This window comes from Roseateles sp. GW821-FHT09B06 (genome assembly GCF_059418245.1).
Genome location: NZ_JBWKPM010000006.1, coordinates 73,123 through 92,508, shown reverse-complemented (window position 1 = coordinate 92,508; position 19,386 = coordinate 73,123). Strand labels below are relative to the sequence as shown.

The window sequence follows — 19,386 nt, the reverse complement described above, 5'->3', positions numbered from 1 at the left end:
GTTGCATGATTCGAGCATATGGACCGGTTGCAAGCGATGAGCGTCTTTGTCGAGGTGGTGGAGCGCGGCAGCCTGACGGCGGCGGCCGAGGCGCTGGACATCTCGCGCGCGATGGCCACGCGCCAGCTGGAGGCGCTGGAGCGCTGGCTGGGCGCGCGCCTGCTGCAGCGCAGCACGCGCCGCCTGAGCCTGACCGACGCCGGGCTGGAGGCGCTGCCGCGCTGCCGCCAGCTGGTGGAGCTGGCCGAGGAGACGCGCCAGGCGGCCGGCGCGCGCCAGCAGCAGGTCAGCGGGCGCCTGCGCATCAGCGCCTCGATGTCCTTCGCCCAACAACACCTGGCCCCGGCGGTGGCCGATTTCCTGGCCGCCCATCCGCAGACCCAGCTCGAGCTGCTGGCCTCGGAGCATGCGGTCAATCTGGTGGAGGACCGCATCGACCTGGCGCTGCGCATCACGAACGAGCTGGACCCGGCGCTGATCGCGCGCCGGCTGACGGTCTGCCGCTCGGTGCTCTGCGCGGCCCCAAGCTATCTGGCGGCGCGCGGCACGCCCACCGAGCCGCAGCAGCTGCGCGCCCATGCCTGCCTGGGCCATGCGCGCTTCGGCGTGGACGAGTGGCTGCTATGGCGGGACGGCGCGCGCGAGGCCGTGGCGCTGCCTTCACCGCCGCGCCTGCGCGCCAACGAGGCCACGGTGCTGTTGCAGGGCGCGCTGGCCGGCGCCGGCATCGCGCTGCTGCCCAGCTACCTGGCCGGCCCGGCGCTGGCGAGCGGCGCGCTCACACGCCTGCTGCCCGGCTGGGAACCCGAGCAGCTGGGCATCCACGCGGTCTACACCAGCCGGCGCCACCAGCCGCTGCTGCTGCGGACCTTTGTCGACTTCCTGGCGGCGCGCTTCGATCCGGAGCGGCCTTACTGGGATGCGGGCTGAGGTGAGAACAGGCGTCGCGCATGGCCTCATGGCCCTGGGGGCTGCGTCAAGCACGCAACATTGCACGGCGCGACGCGCTGCGGGGGCGTCGCGCCGGCCGCGCGCAACGATGGCTTTCGCATCCCACCGCAAGGCTTCAGAATCGACCGGCGTCGCACGAACTTGGCGCACGACATCAAGGAGTCGTCGAATGCGAACCCGGTCTCTTCCTCCTCGCGGGTCCGTTGGCAGCCTCGCAGGCTTGCGCACGAGGCGCCATCGAATGAACCTGGCCAAGTCGATCTCGACGCTCCTGCTCGCTTGCACGATCGCCGGTTGCGCCACGGCCGTGTTCAATCCTGCGAGGAACCTGCCGCTACGGCCGGGCACGCCGGTCGACATGGACCGGCCACGAGACTTCGTCGGCGAAACCGTGGTCGCGTTGTCCTTCTCCGGCGGGGGTCTGCGCGCGGCCGCCTTTTCGGCCGGTGTGCTGCACGGCTTGGCCGAGATCAAGACACCGCGCGGCGATCTGCTGGACGACGTGACGTTCATCAGCAGCGTGTCGGGTGGATCCCTGACCTCGACCTACTTTGCCCTGTATGGGCGCGACCAGCTGCCGCGCTATCGCGACGAGGTGCTGTACCGCGACTTCGAGCGGACCATGCGTGTTTCCGCCTCGTCACCTTTCAATCTCCTTCGGCTACTGACGGGTGGCCTGAACGATCGCTCGAACTTCGCCGAAGCGCTCGACAACGACGTCTTTCGCGGCGCGACCTTCGCCGAGCTGTACCGGCGCGGCCGCCCCGACGTGTGGATCAATGCAAGCGACCTCTACCACCGCACCAGCTTTCCCTTCATCCCGCCGCTGTTCAACGCGATCTGCAGCGACATCCGCAGCTACCCACTGGCCGATGCGGTGGCCGCGTCGATGGCCGTGCCCTTGGTGTTCTCTCCGATCGTCCTGAAGACCTATCCCGTGGGGTGTCCGACCGAGCTTCAGGGATTCGTTGCCACAGCGATTGCCGACCCGTCCGCACCGCGGCTGGTTCGCTCCGCCGCACTGGCGCAACAGAGCTATCGAGCTCCCGATCGCACGCAGTTCGTGAAGCTGGTCGATGGCGGCATTACCGACAACTTCGGTCTTTCCAGCATCCTGATTTCGCGGTCAGTCTTGCAGACGCCGTACGGACCCATGAGCAAGCGCGATGCGGTACGACTGCGCCGCCTCGTGTTCCTCATCGTCGACGCCGGCCGCGGGCCCAGCGGGGACTGGACCCTGAGCCAGGAGGGGCCCGGTGGCATCGACTCCGCGATCGCCGCTACGGATGCAGCGATCGACGCTGCGGCTCGACTGGCGGCAGACTCGTTCCATACCGTGCTCAACACATGGCGAGACGCCATCGTCACCTATCGCTGCAGCCTGACGGCCAGCGAGCTCGAAGCGCTTGGCGGCGTGGCGAAGGGGTGGAACTGCAGCGACGTGCAGTTCGATCTCGACATCATCTCGGTCAGTCACGTCGCCCCCCCGCTGAGGTCGACGATTGCAGCCATCGAGACGCGCCTGGCGCTGCCTCGGGAGAGCATCGATGCCGCCATAGAGGGCGGGCGGCAAGCGACGGTCGCGTCAAGGGTCCTGCGCAATTTCGTACAGCGTCTTCGCAATCCAGCGACCCGGTAGACGCAGATCGGTGACGCGAATCTCAATGGCTGTTGCGTCGATGGAAGCGCCTTGAGCGGCCGACCAGACGTCGCCCGCGATGCCTCGGGCTCGCGCCTTCGTGGTCCTCAGGCGCTGGGAACGCACACCATGGCGATGCTGACCCAGACGCCGAAGCTGAAGTAGGGCGTCAGCCAGAGCGCATCGGCCTTCCAGGCCGCCCAGCTGCCGCTTGGCACGCGGCGCTGCCAAGCGTCGCGCGCGCCCTGGTCCAGGCGCATGTAGGCCTGCCCGCGAGCGCGGCCGTGCTGGTAGCGACGCCAGTACATCGGCACATCCACCCCCAGGACATAGGCAACAAAGGACAGCGAGCCCAGGATCCCGAAGATGGCCAGCGAGTTGACCCAGCCGCTGCTGCCCAGGGCGATGACGCCCAGCAGGGCCGCCATCCAGGAGAAGCCAGCGGCCCAGAGCATGGATTCGACGGCCTGGGTGATGTGGTTCAGCGTCAATACGCTGTGCCAGCAGAAGACCTGGGCCACCACCATGAACACCGGGACCGCCCACGCGGCCATTTGCACCCAGGGCATGCCGGCATGCATGCCCAGCTGATGGACCAGCAAGCCCAGCTGCAGCGCGAAGCAGATCTCGGCGACCGTGGCTGCGGCGCGGCCCAGGAAGATGCTGGACAGTCGCGTGTCCACGACCACCAGCCGCTCGAGGTCCACCCGAGGAAGCACCGAGCGGTAGGCGCACACCAGCACGTAGACACCGGACAAGGCCAGCTGCAGCCCTCCGTGGACACCGCTGACGGGCCCCAGGTGCAGTACGGCCAGCCACAGGCAAACATTCAGCACGGCAAGCGCGCGAAGAGCCCGCCACCACGACAGCACCCTCGCATCCGCTTCGACGGGTCCTATCGAAAAATTGTGGCGAAACGATGACATTTGGCGACGAGGGTAACCGGGAGTCGATCGCAGGGGCAAGCCCCATCGCTGTCGGCTGCGGTTCATTCAAACGGCCGGTGGTGCCGGTTCGCAGCCTGCACCGAGGCGTCCCGGCTTCTCCACCGCTGGGCTCTCGCGGAGAAAACCAAACGCAAGGCCAAGCAGGTCTGCCCGTCCTCCTGCGCCCAGGCCGTCGTCATTTCAGCATCACCAAACAACACGCAAAGCGCCAAAAAAAAGCGGCCCGCAGGCCGCTCCTCGCGTGCCCGGTGCCGGGCTCGCGGGCGATCGATCACCCTCTACTTGAAGTCGCCGGCAAAGATCAGCTGGAAGTCCTCGATCTTGAAGTACTTGCGCAGCGCCGCGTTGATCTGCTCGGGCGTCAGCCTGGCCAGCGCCTCGTCGACCTGCTGGCTCTTGGCCAGCGTGCGACCGAGGTAGAGATTGGCGGCCAGGGTCTGGGCCAGGCCGGCGTCCTGCGCGCGCTGCAGGCGGCGCTGGCTCAGCATGGCCTGCTTGGCCGAAGTCACCTCGTCGGCGCCGAAGCCGTCCTTCAGCGCGCGGGCCACTTCCTCGCGCAGCGCGGTCTCGACCTTGGCGCGGTTGCTGGGCGCGAAGATCGCGCCCAGGTTCCAGGGCGAGTTGTCGTCCAGCGTGCTCCACTGCACATAGGACCAGACGCCATAGGACAGGCCTTCCTTCTCGCGGATGCGCTTCCACAGGCGCGAGTCGCCGCCGTCGCCCAGCAGGTAGTTGGCCATCAACAGGGCGGGGTAGTCGGCATGCTCGTCGCTCAGGGCCAGCGGCATGCGGCCGGCCAGCACGGCGTTCTGCTTGTCCGGCGTGGCCAGCAGCTGCAGCCTGCCGGGCAGGTTGATGCTGGGGCGCGGCACGCGCGTGAAGGGCGAGGGCGACTTCCAGTCGCCGAAGGCCTGGTCGGCCGCCTGCCTGACGGCCGCGGCATCGAAGTCGCCCACCAGGCCCAGCTGCGCGTTCGAGGCACCGTAGAAGCGCTGGTGGAATGCGCGCACCTGCTCGATCTTGACGCCCTGGGTGTCGGCCGCGATCTCGTCGAAGGTCCGGGCATGGCGCACGTCGCCGCGCTGGTAGGGGCCGTTGAAGGCCAGGGCGGTCGCGTTGGCGGCCACGGCCTGCGGCTCCTGGCGCTGCGCCTGCAGCGCGGCCAGGGCCTGGGCGCGCACCTCCTCCAGGCCTTCCGGTGCGAGGCGGGGCCGGCGCAGCATCTCGCCGATCAGCGCGACGGCCTCGGCCGCATGCTCGCGCCGCGTCACCCAGGCGATGCCGACGCTTTCGCTGCCGGGGGCCACCTGCAACTCGACCTTCAGCGCGTCGAGCCGGTCGCGCAGCTGCTGGCGGTCCAGCGTGGCCGTGCCCTTGTCCAGCAGCGCGGCGCTGGCGTCGGCGGCGGCGCGCAGGCCCTTCAGGCTTTCGGCGTCGCCCCAGCGCAGGGTGAGCAGGCCCTGCACGGCCTGGCCGCGCGTGGGCTTGGCCAGCAGGGCCAGCTTCATGCCGCTGGCCAGCGTATGGGTCTGGGTCTGCCGGTCGATATTGGCGGGGGAGGCGTCGAAGGCGGCCACCTGGCCCTGCGCCGCGGCGGGCACGAAGCTCTTCATCTGCTCGGCCACGTCGACCATCGCCGGGGCCGGTGCGCGCAGCGGCTTGTCGGTCGGGATGTAATGGGCCAAGGTGCGATTGGCCGGAATCAGGCGCTCCCTGGCGACGCGCTGCACGTCCTCCAGCTTGAGCGCCTTGATGCGGTCGCGCAGCAGGAAGAACAGTCGCCAGTCGCCCTGGCTGACCGTCTCCGACAGCGCGGTGCCGACCTGCTCGGGATCGCTGAACTGCTGCTCCCAGCGGTTCAGCCAGCGGGTCTGGGCGCGCTTCAATTCATCGGCCGTGATCGGCTGGGCCGCCAGGCCCTCGATGACCTGCAGCATCTGCTGGCTCATCGCATCCAGCGACTGCTCGGGTGCCAGGTCGGCGCCGATCATCGTGAAACCGGGGTCGTGCAGCGGCGCGGCGAACGCGCTGACCGAGGCGGCGGTCTTGCTGCCCTCGACCAGGGCCTTGTGCAGGCGGCCGGCCGGCGGCTCGGTCAGGATCAGGTTCAGCACCTCGACGGCCGCATAGTCGGGCTGCGGGCCGGGCGGCACATGGTAGGCCGCGGTGGCGCTGGCCACGCCGCCGGTGCGGCGCACCGTGACCAGGCGCTCGCCGTCCTGCACCGGGTCGAGGGTGTAGAGATGCGGCAGCTTGCGCGCCGGCTTCTTCAGCTTGCCGAAGCTCTGCTGCACCCAGGCCAGCACCTTGGCCGGCTCGAACTTGCCGGAGACGATCAGCGTCGCGTTGTCGGGCTGGTAGTACTGCCGGTAGAAGGCCTGCAGGCGCGGGATGTCGACGTTCTCGACATCGGCGCGCGCGCCGATCGTGCTCTTGCCGTAGTTGTGCCACTGGTACATCGTGGCCATCAGGCGCTCGAACACGATGTTGCCGGGGTTGTTCTCGCCCATCTCCATCTCGTTGCGCACGACCGTCATCTCGGAGTCGAGGTCCTTGCGCGCGATGAAGCTGTTCACCATCGCGTCGGCCTGCCAGCCCAGGTACCACTGCAGGTTGGCGTCGTTGGCGGCGAAGCTGGCGAAGTAGTTGGTGCGGTCCAGCCAGGTGCTGCCATTGGCGCGCAGACCGCGCTTCTCGAACTCGGCCCAGACGTTCCTGTGCGTCGGCGTGCCCTTGAAGATCAGGTGCTCCAGCAGATGGGCCATGCCCGTCTCGCCGTAGTTCTCCTGCTTGGAGCCGACCCGGTAGGTCACGTTGACCGTGGTGCTGGGCTTGGAAGCGTCCGGCGCCAGCAGCAGCTGCAGGCCGTTGGGCAGGCGGTACTCGGTGATGCCTTCGACGCTGGTGACCGGCGTCAGCGCTCCCCCAGGGCCGGGCTGCGCCCCGCCCGCCCCCCGAGGGGGCTGAGGCAACTTGGGGCGGCCCTGCGTTGCCTCGAGCGGCGCCTGGGCAACGGCGGCGCTCATGGCGACGAGGCTCGCGCCGAGCACCAGGGCGACGCGGCGGATCGTGAACATCAATTGCATGCGTTTCTGCTCCTGTGAAGGGATGCGCGGCGCACAGGGTAGCAGCATGGCCGCCGGCCCGGCGAAAGCCAGGCCGGCAGGCTCCGCGGCGCGCGATCTTCTCAGCCGGGCAGGGCGTCGCCGAACACCTCCAGCGCCCGGCCATGCAGCGCGCGCAGCAGCTCATCGGGGTCGACCGCCTCGGCCAGCGCCAGCGCGCCGCTGTGCCGGTACGAGGGCGCCAGCAGGCGCTGGGCGGCCTCGATGACGATTGGCGCCGTCACGGCATAGATGTCTTGCCCGCGCACCCCGGCCGTCTTGGTCACGCCGTCCTGCACGAGCCGCAGCACCAGCTCGAAACGCTGGGCCGAGCGCCCGCTGTCGTCCACCGCGGTGGGCGGCGGCGTCGCGGCATCGCGGATGTCGGCGAGCGCCGAGCGGTTGAGCAGCGAGCGGATCGTGCCGGCCTGCAGGTGATGGGCCAGCGTGATGATCTCGCTGAACGGCAGCTCGACCATGGGCTGAAGGCCCAGCGGCAGGGAGAAGGCCCAGTCCGGCGCCTCGGCCGCCGGCGCCAGCGGCGTCAGGCGGCCGTTCTCCACCACCACGCGGGGCACCTTGTTGCGCTCGCCGGTCTCGCGCGTGCCGGCGGTCGGCCACCAGCGGTCGAGCGCGATCGCCACCGTGATCGCGTCGATGGGGCCGGCCGAGGCCAGCGCGCTGGCCAGCAGGTCGGCCAGGCCGCCATAGAAGCCGGCCGCCGGCATCACGACCCGGCCGGCCGCGCGCGCCGGCGCATCGAGGTCGGCAAAGCTGGCCTGCGCGCTGGCCTGCTCGGCCGTCACGTCGATGTAGTGGCAGCCGGCACGCAGCGCCGCCTGCGCCACCGGCGCCGCGGTGTCGAGGAAGGGGCCCGCGCAGTTGATGACCACCGCGCAGCCGGCGAAGGCCGTCTCAAGACTCAGCGGGTCGTCGAGCATGGCCACGCGCCGGGTCACGGCCGCCGTGGGAAACGCCTGCTCGAGCCGCGCGGCGTCGCGCCCGACCGCCACCACCGGCAGCCCGCGGCGCAGCGCCTCATGGACGACGAATTGACCGGTGTGACCGGTGGCGCCGTAGACGGCGATGAACGGGCCGATGGGAAGGGGATGCATGGCGGTTCTCCAAAAGATACAGACCTGTCTGTTCTTTGAAGATTACAGACAGGTCTGTAGCATGTCAAGCATGCGCACCCCCCCTGCTCCCCGTTTGCCACGCGACCCCGCCGTGACCGGCCGTGCCGCCGCGGCCTTGAAGCGCCCGGCGAGAGCCGCGGGCGGCGCCGCGGCCGAGCCGGTCCCCGATGTCCGCAACCGGATCCTCGACACCGCGTCGGCCCTGTTCTATCAGCGCGGCGTGCGCGCCGTCGGCGTCGATCTGGTCGTGCAGGAAGCGGCGGTGGCGAAGACCAGCCTGTACCGCTATTTCCCCACCAAGGACGATCTGATCGTCGCCTTCCTGGAGCGCGAGGATCTCGAGTTCTGGGCCTTGTGGGACGGCGTGGCCGCGCAGCATGCCGGCGACCCCGCCGGCGAACTGGCCGCTCACATGCGCTGGATCGGTGAGCGCCTCGCCCGCGCCAACTACCGCGGCTGTCCCCAGATCAATGTGGCCGCCGAGTTCGCCGAGCAGGAGCACCCGGCCCGCCAGGTCGCGCAGCGCCACATGCTGGCGCTGCGCGGCCGTCTGCAGGACATCGCCAGGCGGCTGGACGTGGCCCGGCCCGACCCACTGGCCGCACAGCTTGCGGTGCTGGTCAACGGCGCCTTTGTCAGCTCGGCCCTGCTCAGCGCCGCGGAAGCCACGGCCGTGCTGCAGGGGGCGCTGCAGGCCCTGCTGGCCGCAGCGCGGGCGGGGGGCTGAGCGCGGCGAGGTCAGTGCTGGATCAGCGCGCCAAGGGCAGCCGCAGGCTGTGCTCGCGTTCCCGTGCGATGCGCAGCGCGAAGTCCTCGGGGCTGCCGCCGCCCGGCAGATTGCTGCTGGCGGCCAGCCGCTCGGCCAGCGCGGGCCGGGCCAGCAGCTCGCTCAACGCATGGTTGAGGCGCCGCACCCGCGCCATCGGCACGCCGCGCGGCGCGAAGATGCCGAAGGTCAACACCAGGTTGGCGCGCGCGAAGCCCAGCTCGGCCAGGGTGGGCACCTCGGGCAGGGCCGCCAGGCGCTGCGGCGCCCCCACCGCGATGGCCTTGAGCCGGCCCTGGCGCAGGTACTGCAGCTGCTGCGGCGCGACATTGGAGCTGAGGATCTCGAACTGGCCGCCCAGCGCGTCGTTGAGCTGCTGGCCGCCGCCCTTGTAGGGCACATGGGTGACCGTGACGCCGGCGGCCCGGGCCACCTGCTCCAGCACCATGTGGCCGACGGTGGCCTGGCCCGAGGTGGCCCAGCGCAGGCTGCCCGGCGCCGCGCGCGCCGCGGCCAGCAGCTCGGCCAGCGTGTGCGCCCGCACGCCCGCGCCGGCCAGCAGCAGCACCGGGGTGTGCATCACCGCCATCACCGGCTGGAAGTCGCGCTGCGGGTCGTAGGCCGGCTTCATCAGCAGCGGCGCGAGCACCAGCGGGCTGATGGCCGAGTAGCACAGCGTGTGGCCGTCCGGCGCGGCGCGCGCCAGCGCCTCCATCGCGGCCACGCCGCCGGCGCCGGCGCGGTTTTCCACCAGCACCGGCACCCCGAGCCGCGCGGACAGGCCCTGGGCCAGCAGGCGCGCGGTCTCGTCGCTGACGCCGCCGGGCGGGTAGGCCACGATCAGGTGGATCGGGCGCTCCGGCCAGGCCCAGGCCGCGGCGCCGGGCAGGGCCAGCGCGGCCGCGCTCAGCAGTTCACGCCGCCGCAGTCGCATGCTCGGCCGCGATCTGGCGCGCCAGGTTCAGGAAGGTCTGCATCGGCCCCGCATGGTCGGCCATGCGGTAGGCCAGGGTCAGCGGCGCCTCCAGTGCGGCGTTCTTTGGCAGCGGCCGGTAGAGCACCGAGTGCGCATGCACGCCGCGCATCGAGGCCGGCACGATCGAGATGCCGGCGCCGGCCGCCACCAGGTTGACATTGCTCATCATGCGTTCCACCTCGGCGGCGATGCGCGGCTGCACGCCCTCGCGCTCGCACAGCGCCAGCAGGTTGGCATAGAGCCCGGGCGCGCCGGGGCGGCGCACCAGGATCAGGGCCTCGCCGTCCAGGTCCGCCCAGGCGATCGGGGTGCTGCGCACGCGCGGGCCCTGCGCCAGGCGGTGGTCCAGCGGCACGGCCAGCAGGGCCGGCTCGCTGAGCAGGGTCTCGAACACCAGCCCTTCCGGCCGCGCTACCGGCACGCGCAGGAAGGCGCAGTGCAGGCGTGCCTTCGCCACCGCCTCGATCAGCGCGGCGGCGCTGTCCTCGCTGAGCGTCAGCGCGATGCCGGGATGGCGGCCGCGGCAGGCGCGCAGCACTTCGGGCGTGTAGGCATGCGCGGCGGCCGAGCTGGTGAAACCCACCTGCAGCAGGCCCTGCTGGCCACTGGCCAGGCGCGCCATGCGCTCGCGCATCTCGCCGAAATCCTGCAGCAAGCGCCGCGCCTCGGCCAGGAACAGGCGGCCCGCATCGGTCAGCGCCACGCCCTTCGGGTGGCGCAGCAGGAGGCTCATGCCGAGCTGCTGCTCCAGCGCCTTGATCTGCTGGCTCAGCGGCGGCTGCTGGATGCCCAGCTGCGCGGCGGCACGGGTCATGTGGCCCGTCTCGGCCACGGTCACGAAGTAGCGCAGCTGGCGAAGGTCCATATGAAAAACATATTCAACTTGCGTTGTCAGTATATTTGACGCGATGTTGCACGGAACCTAAGGTTCGCCCCCATGGCCGACGGCACAGCCTGGACCCGGGCCCGCGTCACGGCTTCCGAGCAACAAAAGGAGATCCCGATGAGAACCAGATTCGCGATCCTGCTGCTGGGCCTGGCCGGCGCCGCGGTGCCGGCGCGGGCCGAGACGGTCAGCGTGCTGTTTGTCGGCAACAGCTACACCTTCGGTCGCGTCGACCCGGTGATGAGCTACAACGCCGCCAATGTCAGCGACCTGACGGCCGCGATGTGGGCCGCCAATCCGACCGGCAGCAATGCCTTCGAGCCCCATCCCTGGGGCGGCGTGGCCGGCATCTTCAAGCAGTTCACGGTGCAGGCCGGGCTGGACTACCAGGTGGCCCTGTCCACCCGCAATGCCGCCTCGCTGCGCGGCCATTTCCTCAACAGCAACCCGGCCGGCTGGGACCTGCGCGGCAATATCGCCTCGCAGCCATGGAGCAAGCTGGTGCTGCAGGAGCAGAGCGACGAGCCGCTGAGCAAGCAGGCCGGACTCTCGTCCAACCCGGCCTATTTCACGAGCTATGCCGATCTGATCGAGGACCATGTGCACCAGGGCAGCGCCTTCAGCTACCGCGAGCGCGACCTGATCGGCGGCACCAGCGCCGCATGCGCCGCGATCACCGGCGCCTCCACCGGCACCTGCGGCACCTTGCGCAGCATTCCGGCCAACGCGAACGCCAGCGCGGCCACCGAGATGTACCTGTACCAGACCTGGGCGCGGCCCAATCTGGTCAACGCGCCCTTCACCACGGTGACCGACCCGGTGAGCGGCGCGATCGACACCACGAGCACGCCGGCCCCCTCGTTCTACGGCTCGCTGCAGGCGATGACCGAGGACCTGCGCAGCGCCTACCTGACGGCGGCCGCGCAGGCCGCGGCGGACGGCAGCGGCGGCTTCAAGGGCATTGCGCCGGTGGGCGAGAGCTTTATGCGCGCGATCGCGGCCGGCGTCGCGACGCCCGATAGGTATGCGCCGGGTGCGGCCACCGACGGCCTGATCGACCTCTGGTTCGACGACGGCACCCATGCCAGCAAATACGGCTCCTATCTGAGCGCGCTGACCCTGTTCGGCACCCTGACCGGGCTGGACCCGGCCTCGCTGGGCGCCGACGAGATCGCCGCGCGCGATCTGGGGCTGACGGCCCGGCAGGCGCTGGCGCTGCAGCGCGTGGCCAGCGAGCAGCTGGGTTTTGCGGCGCCGGTGCCCGAGCCGCAGAGCGCTGCGCTACTGCTGGCCGGGCTGGGCGTGCTGGGTTTCGTCGCGCGGAGGCAACGCGCATGGTGGTAGGGGCCGTCGCCCGATACCTGTCGGCCGGCGTCGCGCTGGCCCTGCTGAGCGGCTGCGGGCATCCGCCGCCGGCGCCCGACCTGTCCGCCGAGGCACCGCCCCAGGCCCGGGCCTGCCCGGCCGGCGTGCCGTCCGACACGCGCTGCCTGGGCGGGCAGGACAGTGCCGGCGCCTTCTACCTGATCGCGATCCCCGGGGGTTGGCAGGGCGAGCTGGTGCTGCACAGCCATGGCGGCCCCTTCCTCGGCGCGCCGACGATGCAGCGCATCGAGGAGGATCTGCAGCGCTGGTCCATCATGCCGCGCGCCGGCTATGCCTGGGCCGGCTCCAGCTTTCGCCAGGGCGGGGTGGCGGTGCGCGCCGCTGCCGAGGACACCGAGCGCCTGCGCCGCCTGTTCGTGCGGCATGTGGCCACCCCGACGCTGACGATCCTGCACGGCCAGTCCTGGGGCGCCAGCGTGGCAGCCAAGGCGGCCGAGATGTTCGCGGCGGGCGAGCCGTCGGCGCCGTCCGCCGGGCCGCTCCCAAGGACGGCGCAGCCCCCTCGGGGGGCCGACGGTGTACCCGCCGGCGGGGGGCGCCCTTACGACGGCGTGCTGCTGACCAGCGGCGTGCTGGCCGGCGGCACGCGCGCCTACGACTTCCGCCTGGACCTGCGCGTGGTTTACCAGTACCTGTGCGGGAACCATCCGCGCACCGACGAGCCGCAGTACCCGCTGTGGCGGGGTCTGCCCGCCGGCAGCATGCTGAACCAGGCCGAGCTGGCGCGGCGCGTCAACGACTGCCTGGCGCTCGACAAGCCTGCCGCCGAGCGCAGCGCCGAGCAGGCGCGCAGGCTGAAGACCATCACCGAGGTGATCCGCATCCCGGAGCGCAGCATCCAGGGCCATCTGAACTGGGCCACCTTCCACTTCCAGGACATCGCCGAGCGGCGCAGCGGCGGCGCCAATGTGTTCGGCAATATCGGCGTGCGCTACCTCGGCTCGGACGACGATGCCGCGCTCAACGCCGGCGTGCCGCGCTATGCGGCCGACCCGGCCGCGGTGGCGCGCTTCGGCGCCGACGCCGACCCGGACGGCCGCGTCCCGGTGCCGGTGCTGACGGTGCACGGCATCCACGACCCGATCGCCTTCGTCGAGATGCAGCACAGCTTTGCCGAAACCATGGCCCGGGCCGGGCGCGGCGACGCGCTGGTGCAGACCTACAGCGACGACCGCGAGCATAGCTACCTCAGCGATGCCAGCTATGTGGCGCTGCTGGACGCCTTGAAGGCCTGGTTGCGCGAGGGCCGCAAGCCCACGCCGGCGACGGTGGCGCAGGGCTGCGCGGCGGCGCAGGCGAAGTTCCCGTCGAGCTGCCGCTTCCGGCCGGACTACCGGCCCATGGCGCTGGAAACCCGCGTGCCGGCGCGCCAGCGCCCCTGAGGTCCCCGGCGCGCGGCGTCGCGCCCCCTCGTCCCGAGGCCCCGCCTGCCGGTTGCGGCGGCGGGGCCTCGGGCCTGGCGGCCTGTCCAGAAACTGTCCATCGATCCCGGGCTTCGCGGGTTTGACCCAGTTGCTGCCGAACTACAGGGCTTCGATATTCGAGCCGGCGCAGGCGGTGAGGTCCACAGAGACGGCCGATGGCGTAGTAGCGAGCCTCAGGCGATTCCGAATCCGGCGCGAAGACTTTGAACATCAAAATCTAGGAGACCGAGATGAGCAGCAACAGCAGCAAGGACTGCCCAGAGAAGACCCCGGCCGGACGCCGGCGCTTCCTGAAGAAGGCGGCCACCGGCACGGCCGCCGCCGGCGCGCTGGCCGCGCCGATGATCGCCACCGCGCAGACCACCAGTTTCCGTTTCCAGTCCACCTGGCCCGCCAAGGACATCTTCCACGAGTACGCGCAGGACTTCGCCAAGAAGGTCAACGACATGGCCGGCGGCCGCCTGAAGATCGAGGTGCTGCCTGCCGGCTCGGTGGTGCCGGCCTTCCAACTGCTCGACGCGGTCAACAAGGGCACCTTGGACGGCGGCCATGGCGTGGTGGCCTACCACTACGGCAAGAACTCGGCGCTGGCGCTGTGGGGCTCGGGCCCGGCCTTCGGCATGGACCCGAACATGGTGCTGGCCTGGCACAGCTACGGCGGCGGCAAGGCCCTGCTGGAGGAGATCTACAAGTCCATCAATATGGACGTGGTGTCCTATCTGTACGGACCGATGCCGACGCAGCCGCTGGGCTGGTTCAAGAAGCCGGTGTCCAAGGTGGCCGATATGAAGGGCCTGAAGTTCCGCACCGTGGGCCTGGCGGTCGACGTGTTCACCGAGCTGGGCACCGCAGTGAACCCGCTGCCCGGCGGCGAGATCGTGCCGGCGCTGGACCGCGGCCTGATCGACGCGGCCGAGTTCAACAATGCCTCCAGCGACCGCGTGCTGGGCTTCCCCGACGTGGCCAAGAACTGCATGCTGCAGAGCTTCCACCAGAGCGGCGAGCAGTTCGAGATCCTGTTCAACAAGGGCAAGTACGACGCGCTGCCGGCGGAGCTGAAGGCCATCATCGACTATGGCGTGCAGGCCGCCAGTGCCGACATGAGCTGGAAGGCGATCCAGCGCAACTCGCAGGACTACATCGAGCTGAAGACCAAGGACAAGGTCAACTTCTACAAGACGCCCGACGCCATCCTGCGCGCCCAGCTCGCGGCCTGGGACAAGGTGATCGAGAAGAAGGCCGGCGAGAACGCGCTGTTCAAGAAGGTGCTGGAGTCGCAGAAGGCCTTTGCGCAGCGCGCCGGCCAGTGGCAGAACGACTATATGGTCGACTTCAAGATGGCCTGGAACCATTACTTTGGAAAGAAGGGCTGACGCCCCTCCCGAACGCGGCCGGCCTTCCGGCCGCTTTTCTTTCCTCCAAGAACAAGGACGTCGTCGATGCAAGGCATTCTGCTGGCGGTGGACCGGCTGTCGACCTGGCTGGGGCAGCTGTTCGCCTGGCTGATCGTGGGGCTCACCGCGTTGATCACCTGGGAGGTGTTCTCCCGCTATGCGCTGAACAAGCCGCATGCCTGGGTGCTGGATGCGCAGATCATGCTCTACGGCACCCTGTTCATGATGGCCGGCGCCTACACGCTGGCCAAGAACAACCATGTGCGCGGCGACGTGCTCTACAGCTTCTTCAGCCCGCGCGCCCAGGCCTGGGTGGACCTGGTGCTTTACGCGCTGTTCTTCCTGCCCGGCATCGTGGCGCTGACCTGGGCGGGCTGGGGCTATGCGCAGGAGGCGCTGGCGATCCGCGAGCAGACCTTCTCGGCCGAGCCGCTGCCCATCTATCCCTTCAAGTTCGTGATCCCGATCTCCGGCGCCATGCTGCTGCTGCAGGGCCTGGTGGAGATCGTGCGCTGCATCCGCTGCATCAGGGACGGCGAATGGCCGTCGCGCGGCCAGGACGTCGAGGAGGTGGACGTCGACAAGCTCAAGGCGATGGTCCAGGTCAAGGACGAGGACATTGCCGCGCTGGACAAGTACGTGACGCCACCGACGGAGACGCACAGGTGATCATCAAGATTCGCAAGGAACTCTGGTTCGGCTTCGGCCTGATGGCCCTGATCCTGGCCGGCGTGGCCGCGATGCTGCTGCTCAGCGCCGAGATCACGCGCGGGCATCTGGGCCTCTTGATGCTGTCGCTGGTGGTGGTGGCCATCATGCTGGGCTTTCCCACGGCCTTCACGCTGATGGGCATGGGCATGATCTTCACCTGGCTGGCCTACGACCGCGACACCGACAAGACGCTGACCCTGATGGTGCAGTCGGCCTTCAAGGTGATGGGCAACGACGTGCTGATCTCGATCCCCCTGTTCGTCTTCATGGGCTATCTGGTCGAGCGCGCCAACCTGATCGAGAAGCTGTTCCGCTCGCTGCACCTGTCGCTGGCCCGCGTGCCGGGCTCGCTGGCGGTGGCCACGCTGTTCACCTGCGCGGTGTTCGCCACCGCCACCGGCATCGTCGGCGCGGTGGTCACGCTGATGGGCCTGCTGGCCTTTCCGCAGATGCTGAAGGCCGGCTACGACGTGCGCGTCTCGGCCGGCGCGATCACGGCCGGCGGCTGCCTGGGCATCCTGATCCCGCCCTCGGTGATGCTGATCGTCTATGGCGCCACCGCCGGCGTGTCGGTGGTGCAGCTGTATGCCGGCGCCTTCTTCCCGGGGCTGATGCTGGCCGGGCTCTACATCGTCTACGTGATCATCCTGGCCAAGCTCAGGCCGAACCTGATGCCACCGCTGTCGGCCGAGGGGCGCTTCGTGCCGCTGTCGCCGCCGACCCAGCGCATCGCCGACGCGATCTCCAATCGCGCCCTGCCGGCACTGCTGGCGGCCCTGAAGGGGCGGCGCAATCTGCAGCTGCCGCTGGGGCATGTGCTGCGCCAGCTGTTCGTGGTGCTGCTGCCGGCGCTGCTGTTTGTCGCGGTCGCGGGCTGGAGCTACCGCAACGTGACCGCGCCGCTGGTGCAGGAGGCGCGCTTCCAGCCGGCCGAGGAGCTCAAGGTCGACGAGGGCAGCACCGGCCTGCAGGAGCCCGGCGGCCTGGCCGAGCCGCCCGGCAGCAAGGAAGAGGACGCCGAGGCCAAGACGGACGGGGCCCTGGCTCTGCCGCCCGGCGCCGAGGAACAGGCCGCCAGCGCGCCCGCTGCCGGCGATGCCGCGGCCTCCGCGCCGGCCGCTGTCGATGGCGGGGCTCGCATCGCGCCGAACGGCTACTGGATCGGCCTGGGCGTCGGTGGCTTGGCGCTCTTCGGCTTCTACGCGCTGCTGAGCTTCCAGCGCCTGGAAATCTTCAAGATGCTGCTGGCCTCCTTCTTTCCGCTGGTGGTGCTGATCCTGGCGGTGCTGGGCTCCATCGTGTTCGGCCTGGCCACGCCCACCGAGGCGGCGGCCGTGGGCGCCGCCGGCGGCCTGCTGCTGGCCGCGGCCTACAAGCAGCTGAACTTCACGGTGGTGAAGGAGTCGGTGTTCCTGACCGCCAAGACCAGCGCGATGGTCTGCTGGCTGTTCGTCGGCTCGGCGATCTTCTCCGCCGCCTTCGCCCTGCTGGGCGGGCAGGAGCTGGTGGAGCGCTGGGTGCTGTCGATGAACCTCAGCAAGACCGAGTTCCTGATCCTGTCGCAGTTCATCATCTTCATCCTCGGCTGGCCGCTGGAGTGGACCGAGATCATCGTGATCTTCATGCCCATCTTCATCCCGCTGCTGGACAATTTCGGCGTCGATCCGCTGTTCTTCGGCCTGCTGGTGGCGCTGAACCTGCAGACCGCCTTCCTGAGTCCGCCGGTGGCGATGGCGGCCTTCTACCTGAAGGGCGTCAGCCCGCCGCATGTGACCCTGAACCAGATCTTCGCCGGCATGCTGCCCTTCATGGGCATCCAGGTCATCGCGATCGTGCTGCTCTATCTCTGGCCGGGCATCGGCCTGTGGCTGCCGCAGCTGCTGTACGGGCGCTGATCGCCGTAGTCGGCCTGCTGCTGACGGGGGCCGGCTGGAAGGCCAGCTATCTCGCGCCGGCCCTGCTGATCGCCGCCCTGACGGCCATCGGCTTCGCCACCCTGATGCCGGGCCTGGTGGTCGTGTTCCCCTGGCTGGCCCACGCCAGCCGGCACGCCTACGGCGATCTGGTCGAGCCGGACTGACGGCCTGCCCGCTCAGGCCGCGGCGCGCTCCAGCCGGAAGGTCTCCACCATTGCGGCCAGCTTCTGCGCCTGCTCCTGCAGGCTGGCGGCCGCCGCGGCGCTTTCCTCCACCAGGGCGGAGTTCTGCTGGGTCATCGAGTCGAGCTGACCGACGGCGATATTGACCTGCGCGATGCTCTGGCTCTGCTCGCGCGAGCTGACGCTGACCTCGCCGAGCACGTCGGTGACGCGCCGCACGCTGGACACCACCGCGCTCATCGTGCTGCCGGCCTTGTCCGCCAGGGCCGAGCCGGCATCCACCTCGCTGACGCTGCTGCCGATCAGCGTCTTGATCTCCCTGGCCGCCGCGGCGCTGCGCTGCGCCAGCATGCGCACCTCGCCGGCCACCACCGCGAAGCCGCGGCCCTGCTCGCCGGCCCGCGCCGCCTCCACCGCGGCGTTCAGCGCCAGGATATTGGTCTGGAAGGCGATGCCGTCGATCACGCCGATGATGTCGCTGATGCGGCCCGAGCTGGCGTGGATCCGGCCCATGGTCGTGACCACCTGGCCGACCACTTCGCCGCCGCTCTGCGCCACCTGGGCGGCATCGGCCGCCAGCTGGTTGGCGGTGGCGGCCGAGTCGGAGGAAATGCGCACGGTGGCGGTCAGCTGCTCCATCGTCGAGGCGGTTTCCTGCAGATTGCTGGCGGTCTCCTCGGTACGCTCGGAGAGGCTCTGGTTGCCCGCGGCGATCTCGGTGGCCGCGGTGCGGATGTTCTCGGCGCTGTGGCGCACGTCCTGCACCAGCTGGCGCAGCGAGACCACCATCTGGTTGAGCCCGCGCTGCAGATTGCCGATCTCGTCGCGCCGGCCGCGGTCGTCCACCTGCACCGACAGGTCGCCGGCGCCGATGCGCCGGGTCGCGTCCAGCGCGCTCTTCAGCGGCGGCACGATCGAGCGCGTCATCAGCCAGGTGCTGGCGAGCAGCATCGCGACCACCGCCGCCAGGATGGCGGCCGTCACGCTGATGTCCAGGGTGCGCGCCTTCTCGACCTCGCCCGCCAGATCCACCGCCCGCTGGGCCTGCAGCTCGACGAAGCGCTGCTGGGCGGCCAGATAGGCGTCCAGCTCGCGGCGCACGCCGCCCAGCCGGTCCGCGATGTCGGCCCCGCCGCCGCGCGCCTTGCCGGCCTCGTTGCGCGCCGCGATATAGACGCCGCGGGCCTTGGCGATGTCGGCGAGGATGGCCTTCTCGTCCGCGCTGCCGGCCTGCCCCTCGATCTTCTTCTGCAGCTCGGAGATGCGCGCCGACGTGGCGTCCATCTCGGGCTTGAGCTGGGCCGCGAGGCCCAGGTCCGTGCCCATCAGGCCGGCCATCGTGCGGGCCGCGTTGGCCTGGGTCAGGCCGGACCATTTGAGCGCCATCTCGACCTTGCCGCGCTGCTCGGCCTGCGCCGCCTGCTCGGCGGCCAGCGCGCTGAAGGTGCGCCAGCTGGAGGCGAGGGTCACGGCGGCCAGCACGGCGGCGGTGACCAGGGTGGGCAGCCAGAGACGGAACGAGATGCCGATGCGCGCCATTGCTGTCTCCTGCCCATCCTCGAGAGGGATGGTGCTTCGATTGAAAGCCGCGGCGCCGCGGCTGTCAACCTCCGGATGGGGTCAGGGCTTGCGCCGTCCCCCCCGCGGATGGGGCTCAGCGTGGCAGCATCTGGTGCACCTCGTAGCTCATCACGGCCAGGAAGGCCGCCAGCGCGATGCAGCCGCCGCCGTACTCCCATTTCAGCGCCGCCGGTACCGCGTAGTAGCCGCGCGCCTCGGCGCTGTCGCCGCGGTAGCGCCGGGCCTTCACCAGCTGCGGTGCGACCAGCAGCGCGACAAGGCCGGCCGCATAGCGCCAGCCGTAGACGAAGGCATAGACCACCAGCGACAGCAGCATGGTGCCGCCGCTGCTGAGGATCTTGCCGAACTTCAGCCCGGAGAACAGCAGGAGCAGCAGCTTGCTCATCG

The 19,386-nt window shown here is 70.1% G+C and carries 15 protein-coding genes and 1 pseudogene; 9 read left to right on the top strand and 7 right to left on the bottom strand.

The annotated features are described in order from the left end of the window. Positions 1-18 precede the first annotated feature (18 nt). Positions 19-930: a LysR family transcriptional regulator gene (locus AC07OQ_RS07510; protein WP_495052480.1), complete on the top strand. Its 912-nt coding sequence runs from the start codon at positions 19-21 to the stop codon at positions 928-930. 262 nt (positions 931-1,192) lie between these two features. Beyond that, complete coding sequence (locus tag AC07OQ_RS07505) at positions 1,193-2,590, top strand: patatin-like phospholipase family protein (protein ID WP_495052479.1); 1,398 nt, start codon at positions 1,193-1,195, stop codon at positions 2,588-2,590. 107 nt (positions 2,591-2,697) lie between these two features. On the opposite strand, the gene AC07OQ_RS07500 is transcribed toward AC07OQ_RS07505, so the two are convergent. From AC07OQ_RS07500 to AC07OQ_RS07490, 3 genes are all read right to left on the bottom strand, one after another. Then, positions 2,698-3,426 carry a hypothetical protein gene (locus tag AC07OQ_RS07500; RefSeq protein WP_495052478.1) on the bottom strand — a complete coding sequence of 243 codons (729 nt, stop codon included), beginning with the start codon at positions 3,424-3,426 and terminating at the stop codon, positions 2,698-2,700. Between the two features lie 389 nt (positions 3,427-3,815). Further along, positions 3,816-6,623 (bottom strand): M16 family metallopeptidase, encoded by a 2,808-nt coding sequence (locus AC07OQ_RS07495; RefSeq protein ID WP_495052477.1) that lies wholly within the window; start codon positions 6,621-6,623, stop codon positions 3,816-3,818. 101 nt (positions 6,624-6,724) lie between these two features. After that, positions 6,725-7,756 (bottom strand): saccharopine dehydrogenase NADP-binding domain-containing protein, encoded by a 1,032-nt coding sequence (locus AC07OQ_RS07490; RefSeq protein WP_495052476.1) that lies wholly within the window; start codon positions 7,754-7,756, stop codon positions 6,725-6,727. A gap of 70 nt (positions 7,757-7,826) precedes the next feature. On the opposite strand from AC07OQ_RS07490, the gene AC07OQ_RS07485 reads away from it, so the two are divergent. After that, the gene (locus AC07OQ_RS07485; protein WP_495052475.1) at positions 7,827-8,504 is read left to right on the top strand and encodes a TetR/AcrR family transcriptional regulator; all 678 of its coding nucleotides are present in this window, start codon (positions 7,827-7,829) and stop codon (positions 8,502-8,504) included. Positions 8,505-8,526: 22 nt separating this feature from the next. Here AC07OQ_RS07485 and AC07OQ_RS07480 read toward each other — a convergent pair whose 3' ends face one another. Beyond that, positions 8,527-9,477, bottom strand: a complete 951-nt coding sequence (locus tag AC07OQ_RS07480) for a tripartite tricarboxylate transporter substrate binding protein (RefSeq protein ID WP_495052474.1) — start codon at positions 9,475-9,477, stop codon at positions 8,527-8,529. Next, a complete protein-coding gene (locus AC07OQ_RS07475) occupies positions 9,458-10,384 on the bottom strand; it encodes a LysR family transcriptional regulator (RefSeq protein WP_495052473.1) in 927 nt (308 codons plus the stop codon). Before AC07OQ_RS07475 ends, AC07OQ_RS07480 begins: the two co-directional genes overlap by 20 nt. A gap of 138 nt (positions 10,385-10,522) precedes the next feature. Between AC07OQ_RS07475 and AC07OQ_RS07470 the strand changes: the two genes are divergently transcribed. The 6 genes from AC07OQ_RS07470 (at position 10,523) to AC07OQ_RS07445 (ending at position 17,400) form a co-directional block, all read left to right on the top strand. Next, a complete protein-coding gene (locus AC07OQ_RS07470; protein ID WP_495052472.1) occupies positions 10,523-11,749 on the top strand; it encodes a PEP-CTERM sorting domain-containing protein in 1,227 nt (408 codons plus the stop codon). Next, a complete protein-coding gene (locus AC07OQ_RS07465; protein ID WP_495052471.1) occupies positions 11,740-13,173 on the top strand; it encodes an alpha/beta fold hydrolase in 1,434 nt (477 codons plus the stop codon). The genes AC07OQ_RS07470 and AC07OQ_RS07465 overlap by 10 nt, the downstream gene beginning before the upstream one ends. A 272-nt stretch (positions 13,174-13,445) precedes the next feature. Further along, the gene (locus AC07OQ_RS07460; RefSeq protein ID WP_495052470.1) at positions 13,446-14,588 is read left to right on the top strand and encodes a TRAP transporter substrate-binding protein; all 1,143 of its coding nucleotides are present in this window, start codon (positions 13,446-13,448) and stop codon (positions 14,586-14,588) included. Positions 14,589-14,654: 66 nt separating this feature from the next. Further along, the gene (locus AC07OQ_RS07455; protein WP_495052469.1) at positions 14,655-15,278 is read left to right on the top strand and encodes a TRAP transporter small permease subunit; all 624 of its coding nucleotides are present in this window, start codon (positions 14,655-14,657) and stop codon (positions 15,276-15,278) included. Positions 15,279-15,280: 2 nt separating this feature from the next. After that, complete coding sequence (locus tag AC07OQ_RS07450; protein ID WP_495052604.1) at positions 15,281-17,215, top strand: TRAP transporter large permease; 1,935 nt, start codon at positions 15,281-15,283, stop codon at positions 17,213-17,215. After that, a complete protein-coding gene (locus tag AC07OQ_RS07445; protein ID WP_495052468.1) occupies positions 17,185-17,400 on the top strand; it encodes a hypothetical protein in 216 nt (71 codons plus the stop codon). The genes AC07OQ_RS07450 and AC07OQ_RS07445 overlap by 31 nt, the downstream gene beginning before the upstream one ends. Before the next feature lie 12 nt (positions 17,401-17,412). Here AC07OQ_RS07445 and AC07OQ_RS07440 read toward each other — a convergent pair whose 3' ends face one another. Further along, complete coding sequence (locus AC07OQ_RS07440; protein WP_495052467.1) at positions 17,413-18,957, bottom strand: methyl-accepting chemotaxis protein; 1,545 nt, start codon at positions 18,955-18,957, stop codon at positions 17,413-17,415. 283 nt (positions 18,958-19,240) lie between these two features. Then, positions 19,241-19,384 (bottom strand): annotated as a pseudogene (locus AC07OQ_RS07435) (site-2 protease family protein); the annotation flags it as partial. Positions 19,385-19,386 lie beyond the last annotated feature (2 nt).

Excerpts from the sequence above, each read along its gene's own strand:
- AC07OQ_RS07510 (WP_495052480.1), top strand. The coding sequence starts at position 19 with ATGGACCGGTTGCAAGCGATGAGCGTCTTTGTCGAGGTGGTGGAGCGC.
- AC07OQ_RS07505 (WP_495052479.1), top strand. The coding sequence starts at position 1,193 with ATGAACCTGGCCAAGTCGATCTCGACGCTCCTGCTCGCTTGCACGATC.
- AC07OQ_RS07495 (WP_495052477.1), bottom strand. The coding sequence starts at position 6,623 with ATGCAATTGATGTTCACGATCCGCCGCGTCGCCCTGGTGCTCGGCGCG.
- AC07OQ_RS07490 (WP_495052476.1), bottom strand. The coding sequence starts at position 7,756 with ATGCATCCCCTTCCCATCGGCCCGTTCATCGCCGTCTACGGCGCCACC.
- AC07OQ_RS07485 (WP_495052475.1), top strand. The coding sequence starts at position 7,827 with ATGCGCACCCCCCCTGCTCCCCGTTTGCCACGCGACCCCGCCGTGACC.
- AC07OQ_RS07480 (WP_495052474.1), bottom strand. The coding sequence starts at position 9,477 with ATGCGACTGCGGCGGCGTGAACTGCTGAGCGCGGCCGCGCTGGCCCTG.
- AC07OQ_RS07475 (WP_495052473.1), bottom strand. The coding sequence starts at position 10,384 with ATGGACCTTCGCCAGCTGCGCTACTTCGTGACCGTGGCCGAGACGGGC.
- AC07OQ_RS07470 (WP_495052472.1), top strand. The coding sequence starts at position 10,523 with ATGAGAACCAGATTCGCGATCCTGCTGCTGGGCCTGGCCGGCGCCGCG.
- AC07OQ_RS07465 (WP_495052471.1), top strand. The coding sequence starts at position 11,740 with ATGGTGGTAGGGGCCGTCGCCCGATACCTGTCGGCCGGCGTCGCGCTG.
- AC07OQ_RS07460 (WP_495052470.1), top strand. The coding sequence starts at position 13,446 with ATGAGCAGCAACAGCAGCAAGGACTGCCCAGAGAAGACCCCGGCCGGA.
- AC07OQ_RS07455 (WP_495052469.1), top strand. The coding sequence starts at position 14,655 with ATGCAAGGCATTCTGCTGGCGGTGGACCGGCTGTCGACCTGGCTGGGG.
- AC07OQ_RS07440 (WP_495052467.1), bottom strand. The coding sequence starts at position 18,957 with ATGGCGCGCATCGGCATCTCGTTCCGTCTCTGGCTGCCCACCCTGGTC.